General features: G+C 64.1%; 10 protein-coding genes. 3 read left to right on the forward strand and 7 right to left on the reverse strand.

Annotation, left to right across the window (positions count from 1 at the left end; all coding sequences use genetic code 11):
* Window positions 1–551: 551 nt before the first annotated feature.
* Window positions 552–905, reverse strand: coding sequence for a DUF2200 domain-containing protein (locus ACVWY5_RS25665; RefSeq protein WP_028332425.1), 354 nt, complete (start codon window positions 903–905; stop codon window positions 552–554).
* Between the two features lie 313 nt (window positions 906–1,218).
* Between ACVWY5_RS25665 and ACVWY5_RS25670 the strand changes: the two genes are divergently transcribed.
* The gene (locus tag ACVWY5_RS25670) at window positions 1,219–2,172 is read left to right on the forward strand and encodes an MBL fold metallo-hydrolase (protein WP_028332426.1); all 954 of its coding nucleotides are present in this window, start codon (window positions 1,219–1,221) and stop codon (window positions 2,170–2,172) included.
* A 756-nt stretch (window positions 2,173–2,928) separates the two neighbouring features.
* Here the strand turns inward: ACVWY5_RS25670 and dapD are convergent.
* From dapD to ACVWY5_RS25690, 4 genes are all read right to left on the reverse strand, one after another.
* On the reverse strand, window positions 2,929–3,900 hold the full coding sequence (gene dapD, locus ACVWY5_RS25675; protein ID WP_028332427.1) for a 2,3,4,5-tetrahydropyridine-2,6-dicarboxylate N-succinyltransferase: 972 nt from the start codon (window positions 3,898–3,900) through the stop codon (window positions 2,929–2,931).
* A 234-nt stretch (window positions 3,901–4,134) separates the two neighbouring features.
* Entirely contained in the window at window positions 4,135–6,921 is a 2,787-nt protein-coding gene (gene fdhF / locus ACVWY5_RS25680) for a formate dehydrogenase subunit alpha (RefSeq protein ID WP_456671711.1), read from the reverse strand.
* A gap of 36 nt (window positions 6,922–6,957) precedes the next feature.
* The gene (locus ACVWY5_RS25685) at window positions 6,958–8,670 is read right to left on the reverse strand and encodes an NAD(P)H-dependent oxidoreductase subunit E (protein WP_028332429.1); all 1,713 of its coding nucleotides are present in this window, start codon (window positions 8,668–8,670) and stop codon (window positions 6,958–6,960) included.
* A 207-nt stretch (window positions 8,671–8,877) separates the two neighbouring features.
* A complete protein-coding gene (locus ACVWY5_RS25690) occupies window positions 8,878–10,131 on the reverse strand; it encodes a molybdopterin molybdotransferase MoeA (protein WP_028332430.1) in 1,254 nt (417 codons plus the stop codon).
* Between the two features lie 185 nt (window positions 10,132–10,316).
* On the opposite strand from ACVWY5_RS25690, the gene ACVWY5_RS25695 reads away from it, so the two are divergent.
* Both ACVWY5_RS25695 and mobA read left to right on the forward strand, forming a co-directional pair.
* Window positions 10,317–11,201 (forward strand): formate dehydrogenase accessory sulfurtransferase FdhD, encoded by an 885-nt coding sequence (locus tag ACVWY5_RS25695; RefSeq protein WP_028332431.1) that lies wholly within the window; start codon window positions 10,317–10,319, stop codon window positions 11,199–11,201.
* Complete coding sequence (gene mobA / locus ACVWY5_RS25700) at window positions 11,194–11,826, forward strand: molybdenum cofactor guanylyltransferase MobA (RefSeq protein WP_028332432.1); 633 nt, start codon at window positions 11,194–11,196, stop codon at window positions 11,824–11,826. The genes ACVWY5_RS25695 and mobA overlap by 8 nt, the downstream gene beginning before the upstream one ends.
* Before the next feature lie 15 nt (window positions 11,827–11,841).
* On the opposite strand, the gene ACVWY5_RS25705 is transcribed toward mobA, so the two are convergent.
* Window positions 11,842–12,480 (reverse strand): HD domain-containing protein, encoded by a 639-nt coding sequence (locus ACVWY5_RS25705; RefSeq protein WP_028332433.1) that lies wholly within the window; start codon window positions 12,478–12,480, stop codon window positions 11,842–11,844.
* 279 nt (window positions 12,481–12,759) lie between these two features.
* Complete coding sequence (locus ACVWY5_RS25710) at window positions 12,760–14,292, reverse strand: hypothetical protein (protein WP_456671712.1); 1,533 nt, start codon at window positions 14,290–14,292, stop codon at window positions 12,760–12,762.
* Window positions 14,293–14,520: the final 228 nt, after the last annotated feature.

Consider the following 14,520-nt stretch of genomic DNA (forward strand, 5'->3'; position numbering starts at 1 on the left):
TCCGAGCTTTGCTCTTCGTCTCGCCCTCTTGCTTGCAGAGGGCGCAGGGAAAGCCGGGTGCCGATCGCACCCATGGGCCCCGAGCAATGGGTAGAAAGCTCGGGGGTAGGACCACAGGTGTAACCGGAAACAACCCGGCTTTCCCTGCGCGATGGGCTACGGCTTATTTCGTGCTCTCCCCGGCGAGACTGGGCTTGTTTGTCACCGCCTTCGCAAAGCGCATTCGCATTTTGCGACGAGACACCTGCCGCTAGGGCGTCAGGACCACACGACTTCACCGTCCGCTTCATGCGCACTCGTCAGTTGCGCAATCGGCGTCCACCGCATCTCGACCCACGTTCGTGACGACCGCGAAGCGCCCCTCTATCGGGTGAGACGGACAAACCATACACCGAGCCGCGCTTCTGATAAAGCGAAATATTTTGCTGCGGAGGCTTGCGCCGTCGGGCAACTCAGTGGTAGCGGCCCTCACCGGTCCTTTCGTCATTGCGGGCGACGCATCAGAGTCCAGTGTCGTCTCGCCGGGCGGACAGGATCCGGTCGATCAGGCGTCATTCCTTCCGCAGGATTTTATCCATGGCCTTTCCACGCGCCAGCTCATCGATCAGTTTATCCAGGTAGCGAATTTCCCGCATGGTCGGCTCTTTGATTTCCTCAACCCTGACACCGCACACCACGCCCTTGATCAAGGCCCGCGAAGGATTCATTTCAGGCGCCTTTGCGAAGAACGTTTCGAAGTCGGTTTGTTTTTCCAACTGAGCTTGCAGCTCCTTCGGACCGTAGCCGGTCAACCAGGAGATCACCTGATCAACCTCCGCCTTGGTGCGTCCCTTCTTCTCCGCTTTCGCGACATAGAGCGGGTAGACGCTTGCGAAGCTCGTTGCATAGATCCGATGCTTGGCCATCAATTGCTCCGAACGTTCGTATTCCGGGGTCTCGACGAGGAAATATTAGTCCTGGGTTGAACCGGTTTCGCCAATCCGAAGTGTCGCATGTGGCTGGGGGCATGGCGATGGCCTGCTGCCTCCCGTTTCGTCCCCGGCGCTCGCGTGCGGCGGCGCGCATGCGTTGGCAGCAATCGCTCTACAGCGACGGCAACCGCTCTGGGGCAGCGCCACACCTGATCCGCTAGATCATCACCATGTCCAATCCACGGGCGGAAACAAGGTGCGGCCCGCCGGGATCGAACATCAGGATCGAACGCAGGAGTTTTCAACGATGAACCAGATGATCCGCAATACTCAGGAGACAAGCATGAACCGCGACAATGCCTCGCACGCCGGTCAGCCGGGGCCAAACGAGTTGGTGCCATCGCGCTACGCGCTGAAGATCGGCGAGATCGACGTGCTGGTGGTCAGCGACGGGGTGCTGCCGCTGCCGACCAAGATGCTGGCCCACAATGCCGAGCCGGCCGTCCGCGCGGCCTGGCTGGACGACATGTTCCTGCCGCCGGACGCGTTCGACTGGGCGCTGAACGTGGTCGTGGTGCGAAGCGGCGGGAAAACCATCCTCGTCGACGCCGGGCTGGGGTCGGACCCGGACCTGCACCTGCCGAAGGCCGGACAGACGGTCAAGCGACTGGAGGCCGCCGGTATCGATCTTGGGTCCGTGACCGACGTGGTGCTGACCCACATGCACATGGACCACGTGGGCGGGCTGCTCGTCGAGGGCGTGAAGGAGCGGCTGCGTCCGGACCTTCGGATCCATGTGGCGGCTGCCGAGGTCAAGTTCTGGGAGGCGCCCGATTTCTCCCGCGTCTCGATGCCGCCGGGATTCCCGGACGCGCTTCGTGCGACCGCCAAGCGGTTCAGGAAAGAGTACCAGAGCCAGCTGCGGCTGTTCGACGAGGAGCACGAGGTGGCGCCCGGAGTGGTCGTCCGTCGCAGCGGTGGCCATACCCCCGGCCACAGCGTGGTTCGTCTGGCGTCCGGCGGCGACCGGCTGACATTTGCCGGTGACCTCGTGTTCGCGGTCGGCTTCGAGCACCCCGAGTGGCACAACGGCTTCGAGCACGACCCCGAGGAAGCAGCCCGCGCCCGGATCAGTCTGTTGCGGGAGCTGGCGGCGAACCGCGAACTGCTGGTGGCCACGCATATGCCGTTCCCGTCCGTCGGACATGTCGCGGTCGAGGGTGACGCCTTCCGTTGGGTGCCGGTGTTCTGGGACTACTGAGACCCTGTCGAGTTAGAGCCGAACCGGGGCGCGTACTCATATCGATCATGGGTGCGCGCCCCGGCTTCCGCGCGATGAAACGCGTCCGAGCATATCCCGGTCACGGGCCGATCGTTCGGATGGGTTGCTGCGGGTGCAGCAAGGCAGCGGCCGAGCCACGGTGGCCGCTTGGACGGCTTCGTTCCCGAAAGCGGGCATTGCAGCCTTCTGAGCAAAGGTCAGCTACGTGCCTTAGGCGGTCATTCAAGCCAGCCGAGAGCGAATTAGCTTGCCTTGCTTTGAGTCCTTTTGCACTCTCAGGCAAGGAGGCCGATGCATGAAGATAATGACCGTCGCGTGCGCTCTCGGAGCGGCCCTCGTGCTGTGCAACCTCGGGACGTCCGGTGCTGAAGCCCGGGCGCGGAAGGCACAAGTCGTTCATGAACCAAGGAGGGTTATTATCCCGACGCCCGTAATAAGGCCAACTCCGTGGGATTATTATATTGTTCCACGATATCGTTATCGCCCTGAAGACGACCGGGTCGATCCATACGGCCCGCCCGTGGTGTCGTTGTGGCGCCTCTATGAGGGGTGGCGGTGGCCATACTGGTGGTGAACAGCGATCACGCCAAACAGATCGCATTCCGAGTGGCGATCGTCCCCTGACGGACGGGGACTAGAGCGCGATGAGATTAGGTTGAATCGTCATCGCGCCTTAGCTCTTTGTTTGAGCATGATCTTTTCGGAAAACCGCTTCGCACTTTTCCGGATCATGCTTTAGCCGTGAAGTTGCGCGTTGAGGCCGTCCCAATTTGGCGTGCGTCTGGTTGCCTCAAGAGCACCGCTCTGGGAATTCCGACGAAAAAGAAGGCCCTTCTGGCCCGAGAGTTCTTTGGCTTTCAGCACTCGGCCATCTTCCAAAAGGATGCGCGCGCCTGCCGTGACGTAACAGCCCGCTTCGACGATACAATCGTCACCCAATGAAATGCCGATACCGGCATTGGCTCCGATCAGGCAGCGCTCGCCAACTGTAATCCTCTCTTTCCCTCCTCCGGACAGAGTGCCCATGATCGAGGCTCCGCCGCCAACGTCGCTGCCGCTTCCCACCACGACGCCGGCGCTGATCCGGCCTTCGACCATGCAGGGACCGAGCGTACCCGCGTTAAAATTGCAAAAGCCTTCATGCATGACGGTCGTGCCCGGAGCCAAGTGGGCTCCGAGCCTTACGCGATCCGCATCTGCAATTCTCACGTCCGCTGGCGTCACATAATCGGTCATGCGCGGAAACTTATCCACGCCTGTCACCTCGAACGCGAGGCCACGCTTTCGTGCTTCCATTCGCGCGTCCGATACACGAGAGCACTCACAGGGACCGAGGGTCGTCCAGGCAACGTTAGGTAAGAGACCGAAAACTCCCTCGAGGTTCAGGCAATTCGGCTGGACGAGCCGGTGGCTCAGCAGATGGAGTCGAAGATACGCGTCGTGCACGTCAGTCGGCGCAGATGCAAGGGAGCCAATTTCTGTACGGATTGGAACGATGTCGACATTGCGAACGTCGTCGTGTCGTGCATATCCGTCCGCCGACTCTCCCAACCATCTGGTGATCTCGTCGCTTGCCAGCCGCACCGTTGCCGTCTTGTCGGCCTCAGCGACCAGGTGGAGTCGAAGAAACCAGGAATCCAGCACGCGACCATCAGCGGCAATTGTCGCAAATCCCTCGCCTCTCGCGCCCCTCAGCTCCATCGTCATTTGAATTTCTCACACTGCGATCCTGCACGTCATGCATACGCGAGTTCTCGTAGAATTGGCAACTTCCGGACTCTCAAACCCGCCGCTTTGGGGCAAAGGGCAACATGGGCCCACCGCAGCGACGCCCGCTCTTATGCTCTGAGCGGACGTCGATCGACGGTGCTTGCGGTGCCGTGTCGGGCGAGCGAGTAGCCGGCGCGGCCGGCTCGTCCTCAACGCTTCGTCCGCGGACCGCTATTCCGCCGCGGTACGGATATCGATCTTCTCGGCGCGGACCGCGCAGAACTTGAACTCCGGAATCTTGCCGAACGGATCGAGCGCCGGGTTGGTCAACAGGTTGGCCGCCGCCTCCGCGTAGCAGAACGGCATGAAGACCATGTTCTCGGGCACGTCGCGGTCGGCGCGCACCTTGACCTCGACCGCGCCGCGGCGCGTCTCGAGACGGATGAAGTCGCCGGGCGCGAGCCCCTTCTTGCGCATGTCCTTCGGGGTCATGAAGGCGACCGCTTCGGGCTCGATCTGGTCGAGCACCTGGGCACGGCGCGTCATCGAGCCGGTGTGCCAATGTTCGAGCACGCGGCCGGTCGACAGCACCATCGGGTACTCGTCGTCGGGCAGTTCGTCCGGCGGGATCACCTTGGCCGGCACGATCTTGCCGCGGCCACTTTCGGTCGGGAAGCCGGTGGTGAAGATGATCTCGTTGCCGGGCTTGTCGGGATCGTCAACCGGATAGGTCACCGCGCCCTCGCGCACCAGGCGCTCCCAGCTGATGTTCTTCAGCGACGGCATCAATTCGGCCATCTCGGTGAAGACCTCGCCCGGCCCCGCATAATTCCAGGGCAGTCCCATCCGCTTGCCGATCTCCTGGATGATCCAGAGATCCTGCCGCGCATCGCCCGGCGGCTTGATCACCTCGCGCGCCAGCTGCACGCGGCGGTCGGTGTTGGTGAAGGAGCCGGACTTTTCGGCGAACGCCGAGGCCGGCAGGATGACGTCGGCGTGGAACGCGGTCTCGGTGACGAACAGATCCTGCACGACGAGATGATCGAGCTTGGCCAGCGCTTCGCGCGCGTGCTGCAGGTCGGGATCGGACATCGCGGGATTCTCGCCCTCGACATACATGCCGTGGATTTCGCCGGCGTGGATCGCGTTCATGATCTCGACCACGGTCAGCCCGCGCACCGGATCGAGCTCCTGCCCCCACAGCTTTTCGAAGGCGCCGCGCATGTCGTCGCGGCCGACCGGCTGGTAGTCCGGAAGGAACATCGGGATCAGGCCAGCATCGGAGGCGCCCTGCACATTGTTCTGCCCGCGCAGCGGATGCAGCCCGGTGCCGGGGCGGCCGACCTGGCCGGTGATCAGGGCCAGTGCGATCAGGCAGCGCGCATTGTCGGTGCCGTGGACGTGCTGGCTGATGCCCATGCCCCAGAAGATGATCGACGATTTGGCGCGGGCATAGGCGCGCGCGACCTCGCGCAGCGTCTCCGCGGGAATGCCGCAGATCTCGGACATGCGCTCCGGCGTGAACTCCTGGATCTTCGCCTTCAGCTCGTCATAGCCCTCGGTATAGCCGGCGATGTACTGCTCGTCGGTCAGGCCTTCGGTGATGATCGTGTGGATCATCGCGTTCAGCATCGCGACGTCGCTGCCCGGCTTGAATTGCAGGTGCTTGGTGGCGTGGCGCGACAGCGTCTGCCGGCGCGGGTCCATCACATAGAGCTTGGCGCCGCGCTTGGCGGCGTTCTTGATGTAGGTGGCGGCGACCGGATGGTTGACGGTCGGATTGGCGCCGATCACCCAGATCACTTCGGCGTCGGCCGCGGCCGCGAACGGCGCCGACACCGCGCCGGAGCTCAATCCCTCGAACAGCGCCGCCACCGACGAGGCGTGACACAGCCGCGTGCAGTGATCGACATTGTTGGAGCCGAAGCCGGTGCGCACCAGCTTCTGGAACAGATAGGCTTCCTCGTTCGAGCCCTTGGCCGAGCCGAAGCCGGCCAGCGCCTTGGCGCCCTTCTCGTCGCGGATCTTGCGCAAGCCCGCAGCAGCAAGGTCGAGCGCCTCCTCCCATGTCGCCTCGCGGAAATGGGTGTAGGGATTGGCCGGATCGACCTGGTCGTTGGCATCCTTCTTGACGCCGGGCAGCCGCACCAGCGGCTTGGTCAGGCGATTGGGGTGATGGATGTAGTCGAAGCCGAAGCGGCCCTTGACGCAGAGCCGGTTGTGATTGGCGGGACCATCACGGCCTTCCGCGTAGATCACCTTCTCGTCCTTGACCTGATAGGTGACCTGGCAGCCGACGCCGCAATACGGGCACAGCGAATCCACTTTCTTGTCCGGATAGGTGACGCGGGTCTGCTTGTCGTCGAGCATGACAGCCGGCATCAGCGCGCCGGTCGGACAGGCCTGCACGCACTCGCCGCAGGCGACGCAGGTCGATTCGCCCATCGGATCGTCGAAGTCGAACACGATTTTCGAGTCGTGATTGCGATAAGCCATGCCGATGACGTCGTTGACCTGCACCTCGCGGCACGCCCGCACGCAGAGGCCGCACTGGATGCAGGCGTCGAGATTGACGCGCATCGCCGGATGGCTGGTGTCGGCGTGCCAGCGCTCGGTCGCGGGAAAGCGGCTTTCGGTCACGCCGGTCTTCTCGGCCCAGTGCCAGAATTTCGAGTCCGGATCATGCGAGGTCTCGCGCGCCGGCTGGTCCGCCACCAGCAGCTCCATCACCATCTTCTGCGCCGCGACGGCGCGCTGGCTGGCCGACTTCACCTTCATGCCGACCGTCGGCGTCCGCTTGCAGGACGCCGCCAGCACGCGCTCGCCTTCGATTTCGACCATGCAGGCACGGCAATTGCCGTCCGGCCTGTAGTCCGGCGCGGGCGAATAGCACAGATGCGGAATCTCGGTGCCCTGGCGCTTGGCGACCTGCCAGATCGTCTCGCCGGCCCGCGCCTCGACCTGCTGGCCGTCGAGCTCGAACTGAATCGTCAGGCCTGAGTTCTGATTGTTGCTCATTCAAATCCTCGTCGAAATATGTCTGCTCGGCCTCGCCTACTCGGCGGCTTGCTGCGGACGAAAGCCGTCCGGAAAATATTTGATCACGGAGGTCAGCGGATTGGAGGCCGCCTGACCGAGGCCACAGATCGACGCATCGCGCATCGCCTGACTCAATTGGTCGAGCAGTTCCTTGTTCCAGACCGGCTGCTGCATCAACAGCGCCGCCTTCTCGGTTCCGGCGCGGCACGGCGTGCATTGCCCGCAGCTCTCGTCCTCGAAGAACTTCATCAGGTTTAGCGCGGCGTCCCTGACGTCATCGACCTGCGAGAGCACGACCACGGCGGCGGAGCCGATGAAGCAGCCATATTTCTCCAGCGTGCCGAAATCGAGCGGGATGTCGTCCATCGACGCTGGCAGGATGCCGCCGGATGCACCGCCCGGCAGATAGGCCTGCAAGGTATGGCCATCGGCCATGCCGCCGCAGAACTCGTCGATCAACTCGCGGAGCGTGATGCCGGCGGGAGCGAGCTTGACGCCAGGATCCTTGACGCGTCCCGACACCGAGAAGCTGCGCAGGCCGTGGCGCTCGTTGCGGCCGTGGCTCTTCCACCAGTCGGCGCCCTTCTCGACGATGTCGCGCACCCACCACAACGTCTCGATGTTGTTGATCAGCGTCGGCAGGCCGAACAGCCCGACCTGGAACGGATATGGCGGCTTGTGCCGCGGCAGGCCGCGCTTGCCCTCGATCGATTCCAGCAGCGAGGATTCCTCGCCGCAGATATAGGCGCCGGCGCCGCGCCGCAGATGGAGCGTCGGACCACCCGGTGGGAGCTTCGCGATCTCGCGGGCGAGGATCTCGCGGCAGGCCGGGTACTCGTCGCGGATATAGATGTAGACTTCGGGCGCCTCGACCACGTGGGCGCCGATCAGCATGCCCTCGAGGAAGCGATGCGGATCGGTCTCGAGATAATAGCGGTCCTTGAACGTACCGGGCTCGCCTTCGTCGCCGTTCACCGCCATCAAGCGCGGACCGGGCTCGCCGAGCACGGCGCGCCACTTGCGGCCGGTCGGAAATCCGGCGCCGCCGAGGCCGCGCAGCGACGCATCGTCGAGCGCCTTCAGCAAATCTTCGCGCGGCAGTTCGCCCGAGCGCAGGCGCGCCAGCAGCCGGTAGCCGCCGCCGGCGACATAGGCGTCGTAGTCGACATAGGGCGGAAGGTGCACATGGGTGTCGCCGTTGTTCGCCGCCGCCAGCACATCGGTGACGGTCGCATGATCGACGAAGTTGTGGCCGACCTCAGCAGCCGGCGCGGTGTCGCAGCGGCCGACGCACGGCGCCCTCACCACGCGGATGCCGGGGCCGGCGCGGTTCTGGAGATCCTTCAACAGCTGCTCGCCGCCGAGCATCGCGCAGGTCAGCGAATCGCAGACGCGCACGGTGAGCGGCGCAATGTTCGGCTCGCCTTCCTTCACGATGTCGAAATGCGCGTAGAAGGTCGCGGTCTCGAACACTTCGGCGAATGACAGCTTCATCTCGTCGGCGAGCGCGGCAAGATGCGCCGCCGAGATCTGATGGTATTTGTCCTGGATCAGATGCAGATACTCGATCAGAAGGTCGCGCTGCCGCGGACGATCGGCGAGCAGCGTCTCGATCTCATGGGCGGCCACTGGGTCGACCTGGCGTCCCTTGGGCGTGGCCTTCGCTCGCTTCCTGCCCTGTCCGGGATGCTCGAACGCACGAACCTTGTGAACGTCGTCTCCACTCATAAAGCCTCGCCTTGGGAACCACGCTTTGCGCGAATTGCGCTGCTTCGACGAACTCTATTCTCTGGTATGCCAGAGGCAAGCAATTTTAGAACGCCTCTAGCAGCGTCGGGTTGCCGCGTAGGCCATTGTTAATGTTTGCCTATCGGGCGATCTGATTTTGCTATCACGCGCTCGTCGCGCTGCACGGTCTCGACCGCGTTTCAGCTCTCAAAGCAGGTCGGCGTAGCCGAGAAAGCCGACGACATCGCCCGGTTCAACCCGCACCACCGACTCGCCGAGTTCGACCAATCCATCGGTCTCGATCAGCGACGACAGCAGGCCAGCTCCTTCGCGAGGAAACTTGGTCGCTTCCAGCGTACCGTCCGCCGCCCGTCGCAGCGAGACCCGGACATATTCGCGCCGCCCACTCTTCTTCTTGTAGCTAAAGGCGGCCCGCACCGGCATCGGCAGCAAGGGGGACGGCGCAGCGCCCGACAGCGCCAGCACGGTCGGCCGCACGACATGGACGAAGGTGACGAAGCTCGCCACCGGATTGCCGGGCAAGCCGATCAGCGGGGTGCCGTCGATGATTCCCATCGCCACCGGGCGGCCGGGCTTGATTGCCATCCGCCACAGCACCAGCGAGCCCGCCTGCTCGATGCCGGCCCTGACGTGGTCCTCTTCGCCGGTCGAGACCCCGCCGGTGGTCAAGATCAGGTCGTAGCGCCGCGCGACCTGCTTGAGCGCCGCGGCGAGCTCGGCCCGCTCGTCGCGCAGGATGCCGAGATCGCCGACCTCGCAACCGAGCCGCCGCAGCATCGCCATCAGCATGAAGCGGTTGGAATCGAACAGTTGCGCTTCGGTGCGCGCGCTGCCGGGCGCGGCCAGTTCGTCGCCGGTCGAGAACACCCCGACGCGAAGCCGACGCACCACATCGAGCGTAATGAGCCCGAAGGCGGCGGCGACCGCGATATCCTGCGGGCGCAGCCGCCGTCCCGATGCCAGCGCGACGTGGCCGCGCGGAATGTCCTCGCCGCTCGGGCGCACATTGGCGCCGACCTTCAGGCCGGACGGCAGGATCACGTTTCCCGCATCGTCGATCCGCACGTCTTCCTGCATGAACACGGTGTCGGTGCCATCGGGCATCGGCGCGCCGGTGAAGATCCGCACCGCCTGACCGGGCTGCGCCGGCTGCGCCGACGCGCCCGCCTGCACCCGTCCGGCAACGGGGAACGCGCGCTCGCCGCTCGCCGGCAGCTCCGCGCCGGATACCGCGTAGCCGTCGACGGCGGAATTCTTGAACGGCGGCAGCGCAAGCGGCGCGACAATGTCGCTGGCCAGGATGCGTCCATCCGCATCCACCAGGGCAACGGTTTCGGTCTCGCCGACAGGCTTGACCCGCGCGGCGATGATCGCGACGGCTTCGTCGACCGACATCATCGGTCCGCCGAATGCAAAGCAGTCGTCCGAAAGCTGCGCCATGATCTCCCTCGGTCCTCGGCCATCGACAAGATTTGTTCGACCCGGATCGCGAACTGCGGCGTTATCCTCAAAGCCGGACCGATCGATGGCAGTTCCCGCGACGCGGCGGAGAGTCGCCAGTCAGTCTCCGAACGTGCTTATATCCCTAGCTGCGTTGCCATGTGAACCCATCTGGACGTCAAGTAGTGCCCGAGAAAACCACAGCTCCCGTCATTGTTCCTGATCCGGACGATCCGCGCCTGACGGAGCGCGTGGTCGGCGTCGATCAGACCGGCGTGCGGACCGAGATCAAGGTACCGGTCGAGCGGCCGCTGACGCTGTACCTCAACGCGCAGGAGATCGTCACGATGATGACGATCAACGACTATCCCGAATACCTCGCGCTCGGCTACCTGTTGAACCAGAACATGCTCAAATACGACGACGTCGTCACCGAGGTCGAATATGACGACGATCTCGAGGTCGTCGTGGTGCGCACCGCGCACCACACCAATTTCGAGGCCAAGCTGAAGAAGCGCACGCAGACCTCGGGCTGCGCCCAGGGCACGGCGTTCGGCGACCTCCTCGAAGCCGTCGAGAAGGTGGCGCTGCCGAAGGCCGAATTGCGGACCTCCTGGCTCTACCGGATGACGCACACCATCAACACGATGCCCTCGCTCTATCTGGAAGCCGGCGCGATTCACGGCTGCGTGCTGTGCAAGGAGGCGACGCCGGTGTGCTACACCGAGGACGTCGGCCGGCATAATGCCGTCGACAAGATCGCGGGCTGGATCTATCGCCACAACGTCGATCCGGCCGACAAGATTCTCTACACCACAGGGCGGCTGACCTCGGAGATGGTGATCAAGACGGTGCGGATGGGGATCCCGATCCTGGTCTCGCGCTCCGGATTCACGGCGTGGGGCGTCGATCTGGCGCGGCAGGTCGGCCTGACGCTGGTCGGGCGCGCCCGCGGCAAGCGCTTCATCGCGCTGTCGGGCGAGGAGCGGATCGTCTACGACCAGAACCTCGACTATGTCGAAGAGGAATCGATGCGTCACAAGCGCAAGGGCGAGACCGACCATGACTGACATTCCGGGGACTAACATCCCGGGCGTGCTGCTCGCCGGCGGCCTCGCGCGCCGGATGGGCGGCGGCGACAAGCCGATGCGCAAGATCGCGGGCCGCACCATTCTGCAGCGGGTGATCGACCGTCTCGCTCCGCAATGCAGCGGGCTGATCATCAACGCCAATGGCGACCCGGCGCGCTTCGCCGCGTTCGGCCTTCCGGTCGTCGCCGACGATGTCGCCGACTATCCCGGCCCCCTCGCCGGCATCCTGGCCGCGCTCGACTGGGTTGCGGCCCATCGGCCGGATGCGAAATGGGTGCTGAGCGCCGCGGGCGACTGTCCGTTTCTGCCGCGCGACCTCGTCACGCGCCTCGAAGAAGCGCGTCGAGCGCAGAATGCCGAGCTCGCGGTCGCTTCATCCGGCGGGCAGACGCATCCGGTGATCGGCCTCTGGAGCGTGCGCCTGCGGAACGAATTGCGCCAAGCGCTGGTCGTCGAGGACGTGCGCAAGATCGACCGCTGGACCGCACGCTATCCACTCGCAACGGTCGAGTGGCCGACCGAGCCGCTCGATCCGTTCTTCAATGCCAACACCGTCGAGGACATCGCGGAAGCCGACCGCCTCGCCGCGCTCGACGGCGGCTGATGTCCGCCGTCCGGCTCAACTCGGCCACGGCGTATTGCGGATCCGGGTGCAGGCATTCGGCCTGTGAAATGTGGGATCGCGCTCCGCGACGAAGTCAAAATTGACCGTACCGAACGTGGTCTGCGGCTTCTTCAGGGCCGAGCAAGTCTGAACCTCGATGAACTCGTTCTTGAAATCGCCGCGGGGCAACGCTGCAAGGACGCCGTCGCGCTGCTCAGCCGTGTGGTCATCGTATCCGACGCCGACGGCATCGACCAATACGCCCGCATTGGTGAGCGCGATTTCCGGCCGCATGTATTGCGGAATGCCGGGCGTGGTGTGCAAGGCGATCGCCTCCCACACCAGGTCCGCTTTGGGCTCGGCGACGCCGCGGCTCCTGAGAAACTTGCGCGCCGCATCGGCGCCGTCGACCTCAAACCGTTTGGTCTCGGTATGAAAATGATCGACGAGGCCGAGATCATGAAACAGCGCGGCAACATAAAGCAATTCAGCGTCGAACTTCAGATTTTGCCTGGCACCCTTGAGCGCGCCGAACACAAACACGCGGACCGAGTGATTGAACAACATCTCGGTCTCATATTGCCGCACCAACTCGGCGGCCTCCCGCGCGATCTTGCTGTCCGGGATTCGAATGCCGGAAATCGTGTCCGCCATCATCGCACTCCTGCCCTGTGTAGCGTCCCGGATGCATGCACTGGACGGCCAATGGCGTCACGATCATGCGCGCCGGCACTCCGCTGCAGTGAATCGCACCCCACTACCTAACCCGCGAAGCGGCAACCGGAAGGCCCCTGCTGCATGAAGATTCTGCAGTGAGATCGTGAGGCTGGTGCAATACGGAAGGCGCGATCGGGTTCAGCCGATCGTGCCTCGCCTGATCCAGCCGAAGCCTGACCGGAAGTAGCCGGCACAGGCTCCGCCGGGTCGCGGCGATCAGTGCCCCGCAGCAATCCGGGTCGGGCCGCAGACGTCGTCCTGCGCATTGTTGCCGCCGTCGTGGCCGCGGCCGTTGTCCTTCATCCGGCCGTGATCGCCATCGCAATTGACGGGAGCGAACGACACGCCGCGATAGACCATGCCGAACGCCGGCGGCACAACGACGTCAAAGGCTTCGTTCGCCGGAAGCGTCGTCGCCGCGACCCTGTCCGTGATGGTGACGACTTGATTCGGATCGGCGCCGGGCTCGACCGAGTTGCCCACGGTCGACGTCACCGCGAAAAGCGTCGCGGTGCCGTCGCGGTTGATGCGGCCGGTGATGTTGCGCAGGCCGCCGGTTGCCGGATCAGTCGGATAGCCGTTGACATGATAGAGCGTGCCGAGGTTCAGGCCCTGTTGCAGCGTGTAGGCAAGGCTCCAGCTGCCGTTGGCATAGATCCATTTCTGAAGGCCTGCGGTCGGCGACGTGGCCGCGTCGGCGAGATTGCCATCACCTTCCTGGGCGACATAAAGCGTCGTCGCATTGGCGAACCAGATGCCGAAGGGATAGAAGCCCCTCGCGCCGGAGTTCGCCGAGGGATTGTTCGGGAAACCCGGAAGAATGCTGAACGTCGTCGACGCGGCCGTACCCCTCGTCGGCAACACGCCCGGCTGGCCGACCTGATAGACGGTGTTGATGCCGTTGCTGCCGCTGCCCTTGGTGACGTAAAGCGTGTTGCCGGAGATCGCGAGGCCGCGGAAATTATCGTCCTTGCCGGACTTGTCGGCAGCAAAGCCGAGCTGGGCAACCGAGAAGCCGAACTGGAAGCCATTCTTGCTGCCGGGCGTGCCCTGCTGCACGCCAACCACGGCGTCGGAACCATCGACACCGGGCGTCGCAAGTTGAACGCCGGTGTCATTGACGACAAGCGCGGGCTGGGTGCCGCTGCCGTTGCCGGCATTGCCGACCGTGAAATACTGGTCGGTCTGGGTGCCATTGACCTTGTTTGCGCGGATCGCGCCACGACCATTGTCGCCGCTGTAGACGTTGACCTTGGTCCGATGCAGCGAGCCGTCGAAATCCAACTCCGCGACCACGCGCGCATGCACGCCGGTGTCCGGATTAGTGGGGTCGACGTGGTTCGGCGAATTGGAGTTGGAAACATCCAGCTGGTTCACCGCCGCGTCGTAGCCCATGAACGTCACGGCCTTGCCGTCGGGCGACAAATGCAGCGACAGTTCAGACTTGGAGCTGAAGCTCGTCACCGCCACGTCCGCCGGGACGATCAGCGCGCCGAATTCGCGCAGCCGGCGGCCTTCCAGATGAAATTTCTTGATCACCACCGGCGCGGTCACGCCGAAATTCGAATCCACGGCCACGTTGTTGAAGACCCCCGGATAGCTGCCGTCCGCCACAGCCGTCGCGCCGGTCGGCAGCGTCTGGCCTACGGTGACGGTCGATGCGTTGCCGGCGTAGACCGCGGTGCTGACCAGCAATTCGTGCGGATTGCCCGCGGTCTGGGACAACGCCGGATGGACCGCAAAAAGCACCGGTGAGAGCGCCGTGCCCGCGATCAGGCGCCGGACAATGACGCGGCGAGATGTTTGCGGAGTTGTTTGCGATTTGAACATGCGAAGGCCCCCCATTTTTTGAAAATTGGAATGGGTTCCTCATACGGGGCCGATCGCAACATCCGTGTGACAGATTGCCGCAGCTCGTGTTCACGTTCCGGAAATCTCACCGCTCGCATGCAAGGGCGATGAGATTGGGTCGGATCG

This window comes from Bradyrhizobium sp. USDA 3256, assembly GCF_054058275.1.